Genomic DNA, 19207 nt, shown 5'->3' with positions numbered 1-19207 from the left:
ACGATGGATAACCTGTGGGAGGGGGCTTGCTCCCGATAGGCCGCGCAGCGGCCTCAAAAATGGGCCTGCTACGCAGTCCATCGGGAGCAAGCCCCCTCCCACATTTTGAGTTGGTTTATTCAGTGCTTACTGGGTAAACAGCACCTTCTCGCCCGCAGGCGAGGTGAACATCTTGTCGCCGTCATGGCCCACGCCCGGTACTTCCACCAGCTTATGGCTCAGTTGCGGATGGCGCGTCTTGAGGTAGTCAAAGTAGTTGTGCCCACGAACCAGCCGGTACGCGCCCTGGGTTTCGGCTTCGCAGCTTTTATCCAGGGCCGGGTGGTTCGGGTCGGTGTCCTGCTGGCCCAGCAGGTAGGTGATGTCGCGTGACACGTAAGCCTGCTCAAGCTGCTCGGCGCCCTGGCCTGTTGCGTAGGCGGGCAGGTGCTGCATGCCGTACTTCCATTCGTTGAAGCTTGGGCAACTGGCCACATCGAACTTCACTGGGCGCTGCGGGCTGAAATAGGCGTACGACGAGGGGTTCGCCACCACGTAACGCAGGCTGATGCCTTCGGTTTGCAGCAGCGGGTGATCGTGGCCGGTGAGGGCAAAACGCTGCACCACTTGGCCGCCGCCGGAGTGGCCGGCGACCACGATTTCTTTCAGCGCCGGGAACAGTTTGCGGTTGCCCAGGTGCTTGATGACCTGGTCCAGCGCACCGTAGGAGCTGAGTTGGCCCGGGCCGGTCGACAGTTCGCCGGCCATCCAGTCATTGCCGTGCCAGCGCAGCACCTGCTTATCCAGATGATTGCGTTGCACGTCCAGCTCGTTGAGAAACTGCGGTGCGATCACCAGGGTATGGCTGGCAACGCCTGCGTGTGCGGCGGCATCTTCGCCACTTTTGAGATAGGTCTGCGCATTGCGCAAGCGACCGTGCACGATGATCAGTGCACGGGTGACGTCGGGCAGCGGCTGGCGCCAGTCCTGGCTCAGGCCCAGGCTCAGGTCACCCGCCTGCAGATGGAAACGCTCGGGGCTGACCACTTTGACGCCGTGCGCTTGCTCGGCGGCCGAGGTGTTGGCGGAACAGCTGATCATCAAGCCCAGCAGTAGACCCAGTCGTTGGTTCATTTAGAGGCTCTTGGCGGCAAAGGTATCGCATTGAGTGATCTGCCCCTCGGTAAAGCCGGTCTTGAACCAGCGCACGCGCTGTGCCGAGGTGCCGTGGGTAAACGAGTCCGGCACGACGCGCCCTTGACCCTGTTGCTGCAAGCGGTCATCGCCAATGGCGTTGGCGGCATTCAGTGCGGCTTCAATGTCGCCGGGCTCCAGCCAGTTCAGGCGTTTTTGCGCACGGTTGGCCCACACCCCGGCGAAGCAGTCGGCCTGCAGCTCCTGGCGTACCAGCAAACCGCCGTCACCTTGCATTTGCCGGCCTTGCTGGCGCGCGGCCTGGATCTTGGACGAGATGCCCAGCAGTGTCTGCACGTGGTGCCCGACTTCGTGGGCGATCACATACGCCTGGGCGAACTCGCCGGCGGCCTGGAAACGTTGCGACATTTCCCGGAAGAAATCCAGGTCCAGATAGACTTGCTGGTCGGCCGGGCAGTAGAACGGGCCGCTGGCCGAGGTGGCGCTACCGCAGGCTGAGTTGACCCGGCCACGGAACAGAATCAGCTTGGGATTCTTGTAGACCAGGCCATTTTCCTTGAACACCTGGCCCCAGGTGTCCTCGGTGTCGCCCAGCACGGCGCGCACGAAGTCAGCCTGTTGGTCGTTGGCCGGCGGTGCCTGGCGGGTTTGCGTGCTCACCGAAGGCGCTTGCTCCATCTGGCCGGTCAACTGGCCGAGGATCTGCAGCGGGTCCTGGCCGGTCAGCCAGCCTATGCCGACGATCAGCACAATCGCCGTGAGGCTCAGGCCCTTGCCGCCACCAAAGCGCATGCCTCCACCACCGCCGCCACTGTCATCGCGGGCATCCACCACGTTGTCGCTGCGTCGGCCTTTTTTCCATAGCATGGGGGCAATCCTCTCGGTAAACGGTCTTACATTAATTGGGAAAGAGTATGGCCGTTAATCGCGGCAATAACCTTCGCCGGTATCGACAATCAAGCAGTCCTTTTTATCCGCCAGCCATTTCAGGCCGGTGGCCTCGCCGTCGCCGGCGCTCAATTGCTGCGGGCCGTCGGGGCGGGTAAAGGTAATGCCGTCTTCGTTGGCTTCCCCTTTGAAGGTGCCGGCGTCGTCGTTATCCAGGCCGTATTTCATGGTCAGCAGGTAGTGGCCACGGCCGATGCTGTCGTCCTTGGCGATGGTCAGGCTCAAGCCTTCGACGCCGATCCACTTGCCAACCCATTTATCGGTCGGCGGGGTTGCCGGTACCAGCGTGGCCTGTACCGAGGCGGGAGCGGGCTTGGGCGCGGGCGTTGGCTCTTTATTGCAGGCGGTGAGCAGGGCAAGGGCAGGCAGAACAAAGAGTATTTTTTTCATAGCGACATGGCCTTGATCAAAAAGTGTGCAGCCCTTGGGCAAACGTGCTGCGTTGGACTCGAATACCGTGATTTAGTGCGCTGTTCGCACGGTGTTTGGTTATGCTCTTGGGGCAGACTCCGACCCGGCTGCTAGATTACCGGGTTGAGTGCTGCCGTGTTCAGTGCTCAGCGTTCAGCCCGCCATGCAAGAGAATTCAATGACCGTCAGCACCCCCCTTTCCGGCGTCAACCGTCCCTTCAAAGGCATTTTGCTGATTGTGGTGGCGACCTTTCTGTTTTCCAGTCACGACGCCTTGTCCAAATACCTGGCCGGGTTCTATCCGATCGTGATGGTGGTGTGGGCGCGTTACCTGGTGCACACCCTGTTGATGGCCGGGATCTTCCTGCCGCAATCGGGCTTGCGGGTACTGCGCAGTAAACGCCCGGGCATGCAGGTGGTGCGCGCTTTGTGCCTGTTGGGCACCAGCCTGTTTTTCACCACGGCGCTGCATTACATCCCGTTGGCGGAAGCCACGGCGGTGAACTTCCTCGCGCCGATCCTGGTGACGGCGCTGTCCGTGCCGCTGCTCGGCGAGCATGTCACGCGTGGCCAGTGGCTGGCGGTGATCTGCGGGTTTGTCGGGGTGCTGGTGATCATCCATCCGGGGGGCGAGTTGTTTACCCCGGCGGTGTTGCTGCCGCTGTGTTCGGCGCTGTTTTTCTGCTTCTATCAACTACTCACGCGCATCCTCAGCCAATACGACACACCGACCACCAGCAACTTCTTCGCCGGCCTGTGCAATACCCTAGTGATGAGTGCCATGGTGCCGTTCTTCTGGCAAATCCCCACGTTATGGCACGCGGTGTTGATGCTGGCGTTGGGGACGTGCGGGATGACGGCGCACCTGCTGTTGACCCAGGCGTTCCGCTTCGCGGCGCCGGCCTTGCTGGCGCCGTTCGGCTATTGCCAGATCGTGTTCGCAGGGTTGTTGGGCTGGCTGGTGTTCAATCACATCCCGGACCTGACCACGGTGGTCGGGATCGGGGTGATCTGCATGAGCGGGTTGGCCGCCGCCTGGCAGCAGCGGCGTAGATAGCTCAGGGGATAGCTCCGGGGGGTAGCTCAGACGTCTACGGTAGGAATTCTGCGCGGTGCCATGAAGTACATCCAGGTCAGGGCAATGAAGTACATCGCCGGGATCAGAGTGAACAGCACCGTGTAGTTGTTGTTCGTGACCGTGAGGATATGCCCGACGATCTGGGTCATGAACATGCCGCCGATCGCCGCGCACATGCCACCGAAACCGAACACCGTGCTCATCATGTGCTTGGGCGTGTAGTCCATCACCAGGCTCCAGATATTGGCGGTCCAGGCCTGGTGCGCGCCGATGGCCAGGGAAATGGCAAACACTGCGACCCACAGCTGGCTGGAACCGGCGGCCATGATCACTCCGATGATGCAGCAGGCAAACAGCAGCATCGACAGCAACCGCGCCTTGATCGGGTTCATCCCGCGGCCGATCAGGAACGACGACAGAATGCCCCCGCCCACACTACCGAAGTCGGCAGTCAGGTAAATGATGATCAGCGGAATGCCCATCTGGGTCACGTTGATGCCCAGGTTGTATTGCTGGTTCAGGAACGGCGGCAGCCAGTACAGGTAGAACCAGAACACTGGTGCGGTCATTGCGTAGGCAAGGGCGAAGGCCCAGGTACCACGCATGCGCAGGATGCGGCTGAACGGGACGCGAGGTTGTTCCGGTTCGAGTTCCTGCTGTACGTAATCCAGTTCGGATTGTTTAACGGTGGGGTGGTCTTCCGGGTTGTAGTACTTCAGGCCCCAGCACACCAGCCAGATCCCGCCGAGTGCCGACATGCACAGGAATGCCGCCTGCCAGCCCCACACGTGCAGGATCAACGGCAGCAGCATCGGCGTCACCATCGCACCGACGTTGGTGCCGGCGTTGAAGATGCCGGTGGCGACTGCGCGCTCACCCGCCGGGAACCACAGGCGCGTGGTCTTGACGCAGGCCGGGTAGTTGGCGGCTTCGGTGATGCCGAGGATAAAACGGCAGACCATAAAGCCGACCGCCGAGGTGGCCAGGCCGTGGGCGCCGGTGGCCAGGCTCCACAGCAAGACCGCGCAGAAGAACACGCGCTTGACGCCGATGCGGTCGATCAGCCGGCCTTGCAGTACAAAACCGATGGCATAACCCACCTGGAACCAGAAGTTGATGTTGGCGTAGTCCATCGCCGTCCAGCTCATTTCCTTGGCCAGGATCGGTTGCATCACGCCCAGGGCGGCGCGGTCGATGTAGTTCAGTGTGGTGGCGAAGAACACCAGGGCCAGCATGCCCCAGCGGGTTTTACCCACGGCCAGGGCGCCGCGGATCTTGTCGCCGATGCCGGCGTGCGGGTTGCCCGGGCGCGCGGCCAGGACGGAGTTTTGCGAAGGCATGAGGTGGTACCCGTTTTTGAAATTGTTATGGTGTGTGCTGGGCTTCTTTTTCGGGTGTAGCTGCGAGAACGATGGTGCGTAGCGGTTAAAAAATCGTCAATTCGCCAAAGGGGCTTAGTGTTCGATAATCGCACCAAAAACTAACCGGTTCGTACATTTTAATTGCTGCGTGTAGGCTGGGGGCGAATAATTTGCCACAAACAACAATTGCCGGGAGTCGCCCCATGCAACGTTCCATTGCCACCGTTTCCTTGAGCGGTACTCTGCCGGAAAAGCTTGAAGCCATTGCCGCCGCCGGGTTTGACGGGGTCGAGATCTTCGAGAATGACTTGTTGTATTACGACGGCAGCCCGCGGGAAGTCAGGCAAATGTGTGCTGACCTGGGCATTGCCATCACCTTGTTCCAGCCCTTTCGCGACTTCGAGGGCTGCCGCCGCGACCGCCTGGTGCGCAACCTTGAGCGGGCCGAGCGCAAGTTCGATTTGATGCAGGAGCTGGGCACCGACCTGGTGCTGGTGTGCAGTAATGCTTCGGCCGATTGCGTGGGCGATGAACGCATTTTGCTCGACGACTTGAGCCTGCTGGCCGAACACGCCGGGCGCCGTGGCCTGCGCATTGGTTATGAAGCGCTGGCCTGGGGCAAGCATGTCAACACCTGGCAGCAGGTGTGGAACCTGGTGCGCCAGGTCGATCACCCCAGCCTCGGCGTGCTGCTCGACAGCTTCCACACCTTGTCGCTCAAGGGCGACCCGGGCGCGATCGCGCAGATCCCTGGCGACAAGATCTTCTTTGTGCAAATGGCTGACGCGCCGATCCTGGCCATGGACGTGCTGGAGTGGAGCCGGCACTTCCGTTGCTTCCCCGGGCAGGGCGAATTCGACCTGGCGGGGTTCCTCGCACCGATCATCCAGAGCGGTTACACCGGGCCGTTATCCCTGGAGATCTTCAACGATGGTTTCCGCGCGGCACCCACCCGGGCGAATGCGGCGGACGGCTTGCGCTCGCTGCTGTACCTGGAAGAGAAAACCCGTGAACGCCTCCAGCAGCAAGCGCCTGCCCAGCCCGTCGATATCCTGTTCGATACCCCGCCCGCCAGCGAATACGGTGGCATCGAGTTCCTGGAGTTCGCCGTGGATGAAAACCTCGGGGCCAGGCTCACTCAATGGCTGGAGCGCCTGGGCTTCGTCAAGGCCGGGCAGCACCGTTCCAAGAGTGTGAGCCTGTTGCGCCAGGGGGATATCAACCTGATCCTCAACTGTGAGCCGTATTCCTTCGCGCACAATTTTTTCGAGGCCCATGGGCCATCGTTGTGTGCCACGGCGATTCGGGTCAAGGACAGCGCCAAGGCGATGGCACGGGCAGTGGCCTACAAAGGCCAGCCGTATCGCGGATTGGTGGGGCCCAACGAGTTGGAACTGGGCGCGGTTCGCGCACCGGATGGCAGCCTGATTTACCTGGTGGACCCAAGCGAAGGCGATTTGTACGACACTGATTTCAACCTGCAGCCGGCAGCGCTTTCCAGCGGCGGCCTGCTGCGCATTGACCATATGGCGATGGCCTTGCCGGCCGACAGCCTCGACAGTTGGGTGCTGTTCTACAAGAGCCTGCTGGATTTTGAGGCCGATGACGAAGTGGTATTGCCCGACCCTTACGGCCTGGTGAAAAGCCGTGCACTGCGTAGCCGTTGCAGCTCGATCCGCCTGCCGTTGAATATTTCCGAGAACCGCAACACCGCCATTTCCCACGCACTATCGAGCTATCGAGGCTCGGGGGTGCACCACATTGCGTTCGACTGCGCGGATATTTTCGCCGAGGTGAGCCGGGCGAAGGCGGCAGGTGTGCCGTTGCTGGATATCCCGCTCAACTACTATGACGACCTGGCGGCGCGGTTTGATTTCGACGATGAGTTCCTCAGCGAGTTGGCGTATTACAACGTGCTGTACGACCGCGACGCCCAGGGCGGTGAGTTGTTTCATGTGTACACCGAGGCCTTCGAAGGGCGGTTTTTCTTCGAGATTATCCAGCGCAAGAACGGTTACGCCGGTTATGGCGCGGCCAACGTGGCGGTACGTCTGGCGGCGATGGCCAAATCCCGTAGCGGCGCGGCGCGGCAGGCACGTTTATAACGGCGGGTCAGGTGCTTCCTTCGGCGGGCGGCGCGGCCCATAATCACCGCCTGCATAACACTGGCCGTGAGCGCACCATGACCTCCGAAGCACCGCGCAAGAGTCGTAAGAACAATCCGGAAAAGACCCGCGAAAACATCCTTCAGGAAGCCATCGTCGAGTTCGTTCAACAGGGCCTGTCCGGCGCTCGCGTGGATGCGATCGCCGAGCGCATCCACACTTCCAAACGCATGATCTATTACTACTTCGGCAGTAAGGAGCAGCTCTACGTCGAAGTACTGGAGAAGCTCTACGGCGACATCCGTAATACCGAAACCCGTATGAACCTCACCGCGCTGGAGCCCCGTGAAGCGATCCGGCGCCTGGTGGAGTTCACCTTTGATCACCACGACCAGAACGTGGATTTCGTGCGGATCGTCAGCATCGAGAATATCCACAACGCCGAATACGTGAAGCGTTCGGATGCGATCAAGGCGATGAACAGCAACATCCTTGAAGCGCTGGGCGCCACTTTGCGTCGGGGGGCCGAGATGGGGCTGTTCCGCGAGGGGCTGGAGCCGTTGGACGTGCACCTGCTGATCAACTCTTTCAGCTTTTACCGAGTGTCCAACCGCCATACGTTCAGTGAGATTTTTCAGATCGAGCTGTCGGACGAGGCGATCAAGCAGCGCCACCGCGAGATGATTTGTGATTCGGTGATGCGTTACTTGCAGGCCTAAGGCTGAAACAGGACGCATGTGGGAGGGGGCTTGCTCCCGATAGCGTTGTGCCAGTCAGCAGTTTTTCGACTGACTTGCCGCTATCGGGAGCAAGCCCCCTCCCACAGGTTAACCATCGTCCGCTCTATCGCTTAACTGACTGGCATTAGGGCAAGCCGCTCCCACATTGGGATTTTTTGCCGGTCAGGTATTCATGCTCTGGAAGTGCGCCAACATGCGGTCGGCATCCGGCGCCTTGCCACTGAACAACTCAAACGCCTTCACCGCCTGAAACACCGCCATGTTGCCGCCATCCAGGGTGCGGCAACCCAAGGCGCGGGCGTCGCGCAGCAGTTGGGTTTCCAGGGGAAAGTACACAATTTCCGCGACCCATAATTCAGCCCGCAACAGCGCGGGCGGCACCGGCGTGCCCGGCAGTTTGGCCATGCCCATCGGTGTGGTGTTGACCAACCCATCGGCTTCGGCCATGGCGCTTTCCAGGTGGCTGCCGACCTGGGCACGCCCGCTGCCGAAACGCTGCGCAAGGTTATCGACAAGGTCGCGGGCGCGGCTGATCTCCACGTCAAAAATACTCAAGTGCTGTACGCCTTCGGCCAACAGTGCGTGGGCCACGGCCGCTCCCGCACCGCCGGCGCCCATCTGAACCACGCGTTGGCGCGCGACATCATTGAAGTTGCGCCGAAACCCTTCGGCAAACCCCAGGCAGTCGGTGTTGTGGCCGATTCGCTTGCCGGCCTTGAATACCACGGTGTTGACCGCGCCGATGCCTCGGGCTTCGTCGGAGAGTTCATCGAGCAACGGCAGGATCGCCTGCTTGCACGGGTAGGTAATGTTCAGCCCGGTGAAGTGCATCAACTCGGCGGCGCGCAGCAGCTCGGGCAGGGCGTTGATGTCCAGGTGCAGCGGTGCAAGATCAATCAGGCGATACAGGTAACGCAGGCCTTGGGCGTCACCTTCCTGCTCATGCAGCGCCGGGGTGCGGGAGGCCTGGATGCCCGAGCCGATCAGGCCGGCGAGAATGCGCGGTTTCATCGGGTCGATCCTTTTAGCAACTGGCTGAAGTGGCTCAGGGCCAAGTGGTAGCCGTGGCTGCCGAAGCCGGCCAGCACTGCGGTGGCGACCGGCGATACAAAGGAGTGATGCCGAAACGCCTCACGCGCATGCACATTGGATAAGTGCACTTCGATCACCGGCACTTCACTGGCTACCAGTGCGTCACGAATCGCGACCGAGGTGTGGGTCCAGGCGGCCGGGTTGATCACGATCCCGGCGCAACGGGCGCGGGCGCCGTGGATCCAGTCGAGCAGTTCGCCTTCGTGGTTGGTTTGGCGAAACTCCAGTTTCAACCCCAGTTGTTCAGCGCTGCGGCCACACAGGGCAGCGATGTCGGCCAGGGTTTCATGGCCGTAGGTGGCCGGCTCACGGGTGCCGAGCAGATTGAGATTGGGGCCGTTGAGCACCAGGATGAGGGGCGGCATGGGGTGTCTCCACAATTATTGTTCGTTGTGGAGGTAAAATGTACTGAATGGTTAATTTGGTCAATCGACGGCAGTATGCCCCGGTTGGCATGTGTTCGATTATCGAACCATTAATCCAGGGCAGTCGCTGCAGAAGGTGCGCCGCCCGAATACGGGCGGCGCACGGGTCAGCGTCGGGTCAACAACACGCCGGATTCCATGTGGTGCGTCCACGGGAACTGGTCAAACATTGCACAGCGGGTAATGCGGTGCGTGTCATGCAGTTGCGCGATGTTCGCGGCCAGGGTCTCCGGGTTGCAGGAGATGTACAGGATGTTGTCGAAGCGCCGGGTCAGCTCGCAGGTGTCCGGGTCCATGCCTGCGCGGGGCGGGTCGACGAACACGCTGCCGAATTCGTAGCTCTTCAGGTCGATGCCTTGCAGGCGGCGGAACGGACGCACTTCATTGAGCGCCTCGGTGAGTTCTTCGGCAGACAGGCGCACCAGGGTGACGTTGTCCACAGCGTTTTCATCGAGGTTGGCCAGCGCTGCGTTCACGGAGGTTTTGCTGATCTCGGTGGCCAGCACCTTACGCACGCGGGTGGCCAGCGGCAGGGTGAAGTTGCCGTTGCCGCAGTACAGTTCCAGCAAGTCATCCGGGCGATCGCCCAAGGCTTCATACGCCCAGTTGAGCATCTTCTGGTTCACCGTGCCGTTGGGCTGGGTGAACGCGCCTTCGGGTTGGCGATAGCTGAAGGTACGGCCGCCGACTTCGAGCCTTTCCACCACGTAGTCATGGCCGATCACATCGCGCTTGCCCTTGGAGCGGCCGATGATGCTGACATTCAAGTCGGCGGCCAGTTGGTTGGCGGCGGTGTGCCAATGCTCATCCAGTGGGCGGTGATAGCACAGGGTGATCATCGCGTCGCCGGCCAGTGTGGTGAGGAACTCCACCTGGAACAGCTTGTGGCTCAGGGCGGCGCTGGCTTGCCAGGCGGCCTTGAGTTGCGGCATCAACTGGTTGATGCGGTGGCTGGCGATGGGGAACTCTTCGATCAGGATCGGCGTGCGCTTGTCGTCCTGGGAGAACATCGCGTAGTGGCGTTCACCGCCTTCGCGCCACAGGCGGAACTCCGCCCGCAGGCGGAAGTTCTGCAGCGGCGAATCGAAGACCTGTGGCTCGGGTGCGTCGAACGGTGCCAGCAGGTCACGCAAGCGCGTGACCTTGTCTTGCAGTTGAGCGGTGTAGCGTGCGGCGTCAAAAGTCATGCGTTGAACCAGCCCAGCTTGATCACGAACAGAATCGACAGGATCACCAGTGCCGGGTTCAGCTCACGGTAGCGGCCCGAAAGCAGCTTGATGGCGGTCCAGGCGATGAAACCGAAGGCGATGCCGTTGGCGATGGAGTAAGTGAAAGGCATCGCCAGGGCGGTGATCACCACCGGTGCTGCCACGGTAATGTCATCCCAGTCGATTTCCGCCAGGCCCGACGTCATCAACACGGCCACGAACAGCAGCGCCGGTGCGGTGGCGAAGGCCGGCACGCTGGCGGCCAGTGGCGAGAAGAACAGCGCCAGCAGGAACAGGATCGCCACCACGATGGCGGTCAAGCCGGTACGGCCACCGGCGCTTACGCCTGCGGCGGACTCGATGTAGCTGGTGGTGGTCGAGGTGCCCAGCAGGGAACCGGCCATGGCGGCGGTGCTGTCGGCGATCAGCGCACGGCCCATTTTCGGCATGTGGCCATCCTTGCCCATCAGCCCGGCCCGCTTGGCGACGCCGATCAGGGTGCCGGAGTTGTCGAACAGGTCGACGAACAGGAACGCGAAGATCACGCTGACCAGGCCGATATCCAACGCGCCTTTGATATCCAGTTGCAGGAAGGTCGGCGCCAGCGAGGGTGGCATCGAGGTCACGCCGCCGAACGGGGTGAAGCCCATGACGATGGAGACGATGGTCACCGCCAGGATGCCGATCAGCACCGCGCCGCGCACGGCCAGGGCTTCCAGCGCCACGATCAGCGCGAAACCGAGGGTGGCGAGGATCGGCGCCGGTTGTTTCAGGTCGCCGAGGCCGACCATGGTGGCCGGGTTGCTGACCACGATACCGGCGTTATGCAGGGCGATCAGCGCCAGGAACAGGCCGATACCGGCGGCAATCGCCGAGCGCAGCGGCAGCGGGATGCTGTTGATGATCCACTCACGGATACGGAAGATCGACAGCAGGAAGAACAGCACTGCCGAAATGAATACCGCACCCAGGGCAACCTGCCAGGTGTGGCCCATGTGCAGCACCACGGTGTAGGTAAAGAAGGCGTTGAGGCCCATGCCCGGTGCCAGGGCGATCGGGTAGTTGGCGATCAGGCCCATCACGGTCGAACCGATGGCGGCCGCCAGGCAGGTCGCGACGAACACGGCGCCCTTGTCCATGCCGGTTTCGCCGAGGATGCTCGGGTTCACGAACAGGATGTAGGCCATCGCCAGGAACGTGGTGATACCCGCGAGAATCTCGGTGCGCACGTTGGTGTTGTGTGCTTTGAGTTGAAACAGCTTTTCCAGCATGCCGGCTCCCTGTGACGCTATCTTGCGTCGTTATTTGTTGACCTCTAAGTCAAAGCACAAACTGCGCCAAGCGCCTGTGGTTTCAGAGAGGATCGGAAAAAGCGGCGCATCATACCAGCAGCCGAGGCCGTGTGGCGCACGGGGTTGGCTTGGCGATGCATGGCTGTGGATCATGGCCTTGAGGCATACTGCGCCGACGTTCAAGGCAGGGTCGTTAACAGCATGAAAAAAGCCAACGCGTGGAGTCTAGCTCTGATCGCCAGTCTCAGCCTGTGGTGGGGTGCGGCACCAGCGTGGGGCGCAGCTGCACCGCCCTTGAGCGAGGTGCGGGTGTTCAAGGTCGAGTCGGCGCGTTGCAGCGAGAAAGTCGCGGAAGGCGCCCAGAGTACCCAGATGTGCGAGCACCGTGGCCCGACCCAGGTTTCGGTGATGGAAGTCGGCCTGGGTAACAGCCCCATGGGCCGCTTCAATGGCGCCGAGTTGGACGGGCGGCGCACGCCGGTGTGCCAGGTCGGCAATATCAGCGAGGCGTGCAATGGCGTGGGCACGCTGATGGGCTACATCTATGTGTTTGACTTGAATGTCGAAGCCCAGGGGTGGTTCGAGTTCAGCAATACGTCGATCAACGGCCCGCAAAATACCTTGAAGGTGATGCTCAATATCCGCTGATCAATCCTCTTGAACGCTCATAACCACGGGTAGTCGTACCCCAGAGACGGCGACTTTCCCGAACGCCGCGAACGGACTTCAACCCGTGAGGTGTTTATGAGCGCAATCCCCAATGACGCGGCGGCCCGACCGTTCGTCAGCCACCCGATACACCTGACCCTGAACGGCCAGCAGCGCCAGCTGAACGTGTTGCCCTGGACCACCTTGCTCGACCTGCTGCGCGAACAACTCGACCTGGTCGGCAGCAAAAAGGGCTGCGACCACGGCCAATGTGGTGCCTGCACGGTATTGCGTGACGGCAAACGCGTGAATGCCTGCCTGACCCTGGCGGTGATGTGCGACGGTGCCGAGTTGACCACCATCGAGGGCTTGGCTGACGGCGACGAGCTGCATCCGATGCAGCAGGCGTTTATCAAGCATGACGCGTTCCAGTGTGGCTATTGCACGCCTGGGCAGATTTGTTCTGCCGTTGGCCTGGCCAATGAGGGGCGGGCCCAGGACCCCGCGCAGATCCAGGAACTGATGAGCGGCAATCTGTGCCGCTGTGGTGCCTACAGCAACATCCGCGATGCAATTGAAGCGGTCGTGCTGGGAGACAAACCATGAACCCTTTCCAGTACAGCAAGCCGACCGACGTACATGAAGCGGTGCGGCTGAGTAGCGCCGCCTCGCGCTTTATTGCCGGCGGCACCAATTTGCTGGACCTGATGAAAGAGAACATCAGCCGGCCCGAACACTTGATCGATATCACCGGCCTGCCACTGCATGGCGTTGAACCTACGGCCAGTGGTGGCGTGATGATCGGCGCCCTGGTCAGCAACGCCGACCTGGCCTGGCACCCGTTGATCGAAGCCCGTTACCCTTTGCTGTCCCAGGCGATCCTCGCCGGTGCGTCACCGCAGTTGCGCAACATGGCCAGTACTGGCGGCAACCTGTTGCAGCGCACCCGTTGCTATTACTTCTATGACACCGGCGTGCCCTGCAACAAGCGCGAGCCGGGCAGTGGCTGCCCGGCGCGAACCGGCTTGAACCGCATTCATGCCATTCTCGGCGCCAGCGAGCAGTGCGTGGCGACCCACCCCTCGGACATGTGTGTCGCCCTGGCCGCCCTGGAGGCTCAGGTGCATGTGGAGGGGCGTGGCGGTTCGCGGGTGATTGAGTTTGCCGATTTCCATCGCTTGCCGGGCGACACGCCGCAGCGCGACAACCTGTTGGCCGATGATGAGCTGATCACGGCCATTGAGTTACCGGCCGACCGTCTGGCGGGCCACAGTCATTATCTGAAAGTGCGCGACCGTGCGTCATACGCGTTTGCCCTGGTGTCGGTTGCCGCCGCATTGGAACTGGATGGCGACACCATCGCCGACGCCCGCCTGGCCCTTGGCGGCGTGGCGCACAAACCCTGGCGGGACCGTGCGGTGGAAACCGCGCTGATCGGCCGTACGGTCAGCCGCGAAACCTTCAGCAGTGCCGCTGACGCCTTGTTGCAGGATGCCGAGCCGCTGGAACACAACGCCTTCAAGATCAAGCTGGCGCGTCGGGCGATTATCCGCGCCCTGAGCGATGCCGCTGTCGCAGGAGAACGCCCATGACCGCTATCGGAAAACCCCTGGACCGCGTCGATGGTCTGCTCAAGGTGACGGGCCAGGCACGTTATGCCGGTGAGTTTGCCGGTCAGGACCTGCTCCACGGCAGCGTGGTATCCAGCACTATCGCCAAGGGGCGAGTGGTCAGGATTGATGCGTCCAGAGCCCTGGCATTGCCCGGCGTGGTCATGGTGCTCGATCACCTCAACCGGCCGAAACTCGCCAGTTACGACGACGCGTTTGCCGATGCCGATGCAGCGGACGGTTCGCCGTTTCGCCCGTTGTACAACGACCGCGTACTCTATAGCGGCCAGCCATTGGCCCTGGTGATCGCCGATAACCTGGAGCTGGCGCGACACGCCGGTTCGCTGGTGCATATCGAGTACGAGCGCGAGGCGTTCGACACCGACTTGCTGGCGATGCAGGAGCAGGCCCACGCTTCCCCGCAAACGCCGCCCAAGCCGCGTGGCAACTTTCAGGCGCAGTGGAGCGCCGCCGCCGTCAGCCTGGATCTGCACTACAGCACGCCCATCGAGCATCACAACCCTATGGAGCCGCATGCCAGTACGGTGCTGTATCAACCGGATGGCACCCTGCATATCCATGACAAAACCCAAGGCCCACAGAACTGCCAGGCCTATGTGCATAAGGTGTTCGGCCTGGATAAAAGCCAGGTGCGCATCTTTGCCGCTTTCGTCGGCGGGGCGTTCGGCTCGGGCTTGCGTCCGCAATATCAATTGCCGCTGGCGGTGATGGCGTCGCTGGCGCTCAAGCGTTCGGTACGGGTCTCCCTGACGCGTCAACAGATGTTCACCTTCGGCTACCGGCCGCGCACCTTGCAGCGCCTGCAAATGGGCGCCGCCGCCAACGGGCAACTGCTGGCACTTGGGCATACCGCAATCGGCCAGACTTCGCGTTTCGAGGACTTCAGTGAGCACGTGGTCGAATGGAGCGGCATGCTCTACCACTGCGACAACGTGCAACTGACCTACAAACTTGTGCCGCTCGATGTATTCACCCCGCTGGATATGCGTGCGCCTGGCGCTGCCCTGGGGGTGATCGGCCTGGAGTGCGCCATGGACGAACTGGCGTGTGCCTTGGGCATGGACCCGGTGCAACTGCGCCTGATCAATTACGCCGAGCGTAACCAGAACGAAGACAAACCTTGGTCGAGTAAAGCGCTGCGTGAGTGCTACCGCGAAGGCGCCGAACGTTTCGGCTGGCAGCGGCGCAACCCGGAGCCGCGCAGCATGCGAGAGGGCCGGCAATTGATCGGCTGGGGCATGGCCGGCGGTGTGTGGGAGGCCATGCAGATGAAGGCCAGCGCCAAGGCGCGGATCGACGCGCAGGGCAAGCTGACGGTGAGCAGCGCCACCACGGATATCGGCACCGGAACTTATACCGTGATGACCCAGATCGCGGCCCAGGCCAGTGGGGTGGCGGTCAAGGACGTGGCGTTTCTATTGGGGGATTCATCGTTGCCTACGGCGCCGCTGCAAGGGGGCTCGTTCACCGTCTCTTCCGTCGGGACCGCCGTTCAGCAAGCGTGCGAAGCGTTGAACGCCAAGTTGCTGAAAGTCGCCCGGCAGACTTACCCGGTTTTTAAAGGGGCTGAAGCGGTGCGCTTCGAAGACGGCCAACTGCACTGCGGGGATGTCAGTGTTTCGCTGGCGCAGTTGGTCAAGGACAGCGGTGAAGAGGCGTTGGAAGTCCAGGTCGACAGCGAGCCCGACAAAAAGCGCGAAGGCTACGCCACCGCCACCCATTCAGCGGTGTTCGTGGAGGTGCGGGTGGACGAAGACCTCGGCACTGTCCACGTCAGCCGGGTGGTCAGCGCCGTTGCGGCCGGGCGTGTGGTCAACCCCAAGATGGCCCGCAGCCAGATTCTCGGTGGGGTGGTGTGGGGCATCGGCATGGCGCTGCACGAAGAAACCCAGGTTGACCATCAGCTGGGTCGTTACATGAATCACAGCCTGGCCGAGTACCACATTCCGGTAAACGCCGATATCGGTGACATTGACGTGCTGTTCGTCGAAGAACACGACGAGATCGTCAATGCCCTGGGTTCCAAGGGGGTCGGTGAAATCGGCATTGTCGGGGTGGCGGCAGCCGTCGCGAATGCGGTCTACCACGCCACCGGCAAGCGGGTCAGGGACTTCCCGATCACCCTGGATAAGGTGCTTTAAACCTTGGCCTCTTCGACCGGAACATGCATCCGGTCGCGGTTGGCCAGGGTCGGGAACAGCTTGATCCACACCCCGGTGACCAGCAATGTCCCGACCCCGCCCATGACCACGGCGGGCACGGTGCCGAACCAGTGGGCGGTGATCCCGGACTCGAACTCGCCGAGTTGATTGGACGCGCCGATGAACAGGCCGTTGACCGCACTGACGCGCCCGCGCATTTCATCCGGGGTTTCCAGTTGTACGAACGAGGCGCGGATCACCATGCTGATCATGTCCGCCGCGCCCAACACTACCAGCACCCCCAGGGAGAACCAGAACGAGGTCGACAGGCCGAAGGCGATAGTTGCCACGCCGAATACGCCTACGGCGGTGAACATCACGCGTCCCACGTGCCGGTCCACGGCAAACCGCGCCAGCCACAACGACATCAACAACGCACCCACCGCCGGTGCCGAGCGCAGCAGGCCCAGGCCCCAGGCACCGGTCAGCAGGATGTCCTTGGCGAACACCGGCAGCAACGCGGTGGCGCCGCCCAGCAGCACGGCGAACAGGTCCAGGGAAATGGCGCCGAGGATGTCCGGGCGGCTGCGGATGAAACGGATGCCGGCCAGCAGCGAATCCAGGGTGGCCTTGCCTTTATTGAGTGGGGTCTGGCGGGCGGGCAGGTTGAGGGTCAGCGTGCAGGCAATCAGGTAAAGCACCACGGTAGGCCCGTAGACCCACACGCTGCCGAATGCATACAGCAAACCGCCAAGCGCCGGCGCGACGATGGTCGCCAGTTGCTGGGCCGACTGGGATGACGCCACCGCCCGTGGGAACAATGCGCTGGGCACGATGCTTGGCAGCAGCGCCTGGGTGGTGGGCATTTCAAAAGAGCGTGCGGCGCCCAACAGGAACGCGAGGATGAAGATCATCTCGCGGGTCACGTGGCCGGTCAGGCCGCCGATGGCCAGGCTCAGGGCAATCAATGCCTGCACGGTCTGGCAGATGGCGGCCACCTTGCGGCGCTCGTAACGGTCGGCCACATGCCCGGTATGCAGCATGAACAGTACGCGCGGCACAAATTCGACCAAACCCACCAAGCCCAGGTCCAGCACGTTGCCGGTCAATTGGTAGAGGTTCCAGCCAATCGCCACGGTGAGCATCTGGAAGCCGCTGGCGGTAAAGATCCGCGCCAGCCAGAACGCGATGAAAGGGCGGTGATGGCGCAACAGCAACAGGGGTTCGCTTGGCATCGGGAGTTCAGGTCAGGGCCGGAGAAAGGCCGAGATTATCATCAAGTTGTAACAGATGGTTGCAGGAACTGAGCTGAGGCAGTCTGTCACGCGGCAAAAGACCACGCCGTCCTGCAACGAAAATGGGACTACTCTTTCAGCAATGCTTGATCCAGATCAAAACCGGCCCCGGAATTGTTCTGGCGGCCGCAAGGCCAGAATCCCCGCGTGGTGGGTAAAAAAAAGAAACGAATTGAAATTCGCCAGGCTCCATATCCGTGGGGGCAGTGGGTGCAGGCTCCCGCCAGCAGCCGGTATTACCTGACAGAGGAAAACTTATGTTCGGTTTGGAGGCGCTAGATCTCGCCCGAATTCAATTTGCGTTCACCATCTCGTTTCACATCCTGTTCCCGGCGATCACCATCGGCCTGGCCAGTTACCTTGCGGTGCTGGAAGGTTTGTGGCTCAAGACCCACAACGACACCTACCGTGACCTCTACCACTTCTGGTCGAAGATCTTTGCCGTCAACTTCGGCATGGGCGTGGTCTCCGGGTTGGTCATGGCCTACCAGTTCGGCACCAACTGGAGCCGCTTCTCGGACTTCGCCGGCTCCGTTACCGGCCCGCTGTTGACGTATGAAGTGCTCACGGCGTTCTTCCTGGAAGCAGGCTTCCTGGGGGTGATGCTGTTCGGCTGGAACAAAGTGGGGCGCAAGCTGCACTTCTTCGCCACGGTGATGGTGGCCGTCGGTACGTTGATCTCCACCTTCTGGATCCTGTCGTCCAACAGCTGGATGCAGACGCCGCAGGGCTTTGAGATCGTTGACGGTCGCGTGATCCCGACCGATTGGTTCGCGGTGGTCTTCAACCCGTCGTTCCCTTACCGCTTGGCGCACATGGCCACGGCGGCGTTCGTAGCCACCGCGTTCTTCGTCGGCTCCTCGGCGGCCTGGCACTTGTTGCGTGGCAAGGACAACCCCGCAATCCGCACCATGCTGTCGATGGCCATGTGGATGGCCCTGATCGTCGCGCCTATCCAGGCGGTCATCGGCGACTTCCATGGCCTCAACACCCTCAAGCACCAACCGGCAAAGATTGCCGCGATTGAAGGCCACTGGGAAAACGTCGGCGACGAACCGACGCCGCTGATCCTGTTCGGCTGGCCGGACATGAAGGCCGAAAAAACCAAGTTCGCGGTGGAAATTCCGTACTTGGGAAGCCTGATCCTGACCCACTCCCTGGACAAGCAGGTGCCGGCGCTCAAGGAGTTCCCGCCTGAGGACCGCCCCAACTCGACCATCGTGTTCTGGTCGTTCCGGGTCATGGTTGGCCTGGGTTTCCTGATGATCTTCACCGGCTTGTTCAGCCTCTGGCTGCGCAAGGGCGACAAAATGTACTCGTGCAAACCGTTCCTGTACCTGGCGTTGTGGATGGGCCCGTCCGGGTTGATCGCGATTCTCGCCGGCTGGTTCACCACCGAAATCGGCCGCCAGCCGTGGGTGGTTTACGGTTTGATGCGCACGGCGGATGCGTCTTCCGGACACAGCTTGGCGCAGATGACGATCACCCTGGTGTTGTTCGTAGTGGTGTACTTCGCGCTGTTTGGCGCAGGTCTGGGTTACATGATGCGTCTGGTACGCAAAGGTCCGGTTACTCACGAAAGTACCGAGCCAACCCACGGTGGCCCTGGCCAGAAACGCACACCGGCGCGTCCGTTGTCGGCGGCCGATGACGGCAGTGATGACCAACACGCCGACATCCAGCACAAGGGGAATTGAG

General features: G+C 61.8%; 17 protein-coding genes. 8 read left to right on the top strand and 9 right to left on the bottom strand.

Annotation, left to right across the window (positions count from 1 at the left end; all coding sequences use genetic code 11):
- Positions 1 to 126: 126 nt before the first annotated feature.
- Genes JBE38_RS20100 through JBE38_RS20090 form a run of 3 tightly spaced genes read right to left on the bottom strand, consistent with a single transcriptional unit; the run spans position 127 to position 2472 of the window.
- Complete coding sequence (locus JBE38_RS20100) at positions 127 to 1113, bottom strand: alpha/beta hydrolase (protein ID WP_205344979.1); 987 nt, start codon at positions 1111 to 1113, stop codon at positions 127 to 129.
- Entirely contained in the window at positions 1114 to 2001 is an 888-nt protein-coding gene (gene ypfJ / locus JBE38_RS20095) for a KPN_02809 family neutral zinc metallopeptidase (RefSeq protein WP_060752333.1), read from the bottom strand.
- 54 nt (positions 2002 to 2055) lie between these two features.
- The gene (locus JBE38_RS20090) at positions 2056 to 2472 is read right to left on the bottom strand and encodes a membrane lipoprotein lipid attachment site-containing protein (protein WP_060752332.1); all 417 of its coding nucleotides are present in this window, start codon (positions 2470 to 2472) and stop codon (positions 2056 to 2058) included.
- A gap of 199 nt (positions 2473 to 2671) precedes the next feature.
- Between JBE38_RS20090 and JBE38_RS20085 the strand changes: the two genes are divergently transcribed.
- The gene (locus JBE38_RS20085) at positions 2672 to 3550 is read left to right on the top strand and encodes a DMT family transporter (protein WP_205344978.1); all 879 of its coding nucleotides are present in this window, start codon (positions 2672 to 2674) and stop codon (positions 3548 to 3550) included.
- A 26-nt stretch (positions 3551 to 3576) separates the two neighbouring features.
- Here JBE38_RS20085 and JBE38_RS20080 read toward each other — a convergent pair whose 3' ends face one another.
- Positions 3577 to 4911, bottom strand: a complete 1335-nt coding sequence (locus tag JBE38_RS20080; protein WP_205344977.1) for an MFS transporter — start codon at positions 4909 to 4911, stop codon at positions 3577 to 3579.
- A 224-nt stretch (positions 4912 to 5135) separates the two neighbouring features.
- Between JBE38_RS20080 and quiC the strand changes: the two genes are divergently transcribed.
- Positions 5136 to 7037: a 3-dehydroshikimate dehydratase QuiC gene (gene quiC, locus JBE38_RS20075; RefSeq protein WP_205344976.1), complete on the top strand. Its 1902-nt coding sequence runs from the start codon at positions 5136 to 5138 to the stop codon at positions 7035 to 7037.
- 77 nt (positions 7038 to 7114) lie between these two features.
- Positions 7115 to 7756, top strand: coding sequence for a TetR/AcrR family transcriptional regulator (locus JBE38_RS20070; protein WP_060752328.1), 642 nt, complete (start codon positions 7115 to 7117; stop codon positions 7754 to 7756).
- Positions 7757 to 7939: 183 nt separating this feature from the next.
- On the opposite strand, the gene JBE38_RS20065 is transcribed toward JBE38_RS20070, so the two are convergent.
- The 4 genes from JBE38_RS20065 to JBE38_RS20050 all read right to left on the bottom strand — a co-directional run bounded on the left by JBE38_RS20065 (position 7940) and on the right by JBE38_RS20050 (position 11773).
- Positions 7940 to 8788, bottom strand: a complete 849-nt coding sequence (locus JBE38_RS20065) for a shikimate dehydrogenase (protein ID WP_205344975.1) — start codon at positions 8786 to 8788, stop codon at positions 7940 to 7942.
- A complete protein-coding gene (gene aroQ, locus JBE38_RS20060; protein ID WP_060752326.1) occupies positions 8785 to 9234 on the bottom strand; it encodes a type II 3-dehydroquinate dehydratase in 450 nt (149 codons plus the stop codon). The genes JBE38_RS20065 and aroQ overlap by 4 nt, the downstream gene beginning before the upstream one ends.
- A 167-nt stretch (positions 9235 to 9401) precedes the next feature.
- Positions 9402 to 10481, bottom strand: a complete 1080-nt coding sequence (gene trmA, locus JBE38_RS20055) for a tRNA (uridine(54)-C5)-methyltransferase TrmA (protein WP_205344974.1) — start codon at positions 10479 to 10481, stop codon at positions 9402 to 9404.
- Entirely contained in the window at positions 10478 to 11773 is a 1296-nt protein-coding gene (locus JBE38_RS20050) for an NCS2 family permease (RefSeq protein ID WP_034100857.1), read from the bottom strand. Before JBE38_RS20050 ends, trmA begins: the two co-directional genes overlap by 4 nt.
- Before the next feature lie 222 nt (positions 11774 to 11995).
- Here JBE38_RS20050 and JBE38_RS20045 point away from each other — a divergent pair, with 222 nt between their 5' ends.
- From JBE38_RS20045 to JBE38_RS20030, 4 genes are all read left to right on the top strand, one after another.
- Entirely contained in the window at positions 11996 to 12442 is a 447-nt protein-coding gene (locus JBE38_RS20045) for a DUF4879 domain-containing protein (RefSeq protein ID WP_090365702.1), read from the top strand.
- Positions 12443 to 12538: 96 nt separating this feature from the next.
- Positions 12539 to 13048 carry a (2Fe-2S)-binding protein gene (locus JBE38_RS20040; RefSeq protein ID WP_090365703.1) on the top strand — a complete coding sequence of 170 codons (510 nt, stop codon included), beginning with the start codon at positions 12539 to 12541 and terminating at the stop codon, positions 13046 to 13048.
- Entirely contained in the window at positions 13045 to 14034 is a 990-nt protein-coding gene (locus JBE38_RS20035) for an FAD binding domain-containing protein (RefSeq protein WP_205344973.1), read from the top strand. Before JBE38_RS20040 ends, JBE38_RS20035 begins: the two co-directional genes overlap by 4 nt.
- Positions 14031 to 16214, top strand: a complete 2184-nt coding sequence (locus JBE38_RS20030; RefSeq protein WP_205344972.1) for a xanthine dehydrogenase family protein molybdopterin-binding subunit — start codon at positions 14031 to 14033, stop codon at positions 16212 to 16214. Before JBE38_RS20035 ends, JBE38_RS20030 begins: the two co-directional genes overlap by 4 nt.
- Here the strand turns inward: JBE38_RS20030 and JBE38_RS20025 are convergent.
- Positions 16211 to 17449 carry an MFS transporter gene (locus JBE38_RS20025; RefSeq protein ID WP_090365708.1) on the bottom strand — a complete coding sequence of 413 codons (1239 nt, stop codon included), beginning with the start codon at positions 17447 to 17449 and terminating at the stop codon, positions 16211 to 16213. The two genes, JBE38_RS20030 and JBE38_RS20025, sit on opposite strands and share 4 nt — an antisense overlap.
- A 317-nt stretch (positions 17450 to 17766) precedes the next feature.
- Here JBE38_RS20025 and JBE38_RS20020 point away from each other — a divergent pair, with 317 nt between their 5' ends.
- Positions 17767 to 19206, top strand: a complete 1440-nt coding sequence (locus JBE38_RS20020; protein WP_205344971.1) for a cytochrome ubiquinol oxidase subunit I — start codon at positions 17767 to 17769, stop codon at positions 19204 to 19206.
- Position 19207 lies beyond the last annotated feature (1 nt).

This window comes from Pseudomonas sp. ICBG1301 (assembly GCF_016918385.1).
Lineage (GTDB): Bacteria > Pseudomonadota > Gammaproteobacteria > Pseudomonadales > Pseudomonadaceae > Aquipseudomonas > Aquipseudomonas palleroniana.
This window is presented reverse-complemented; position numbering and strand designations above follow the sequence as displayed.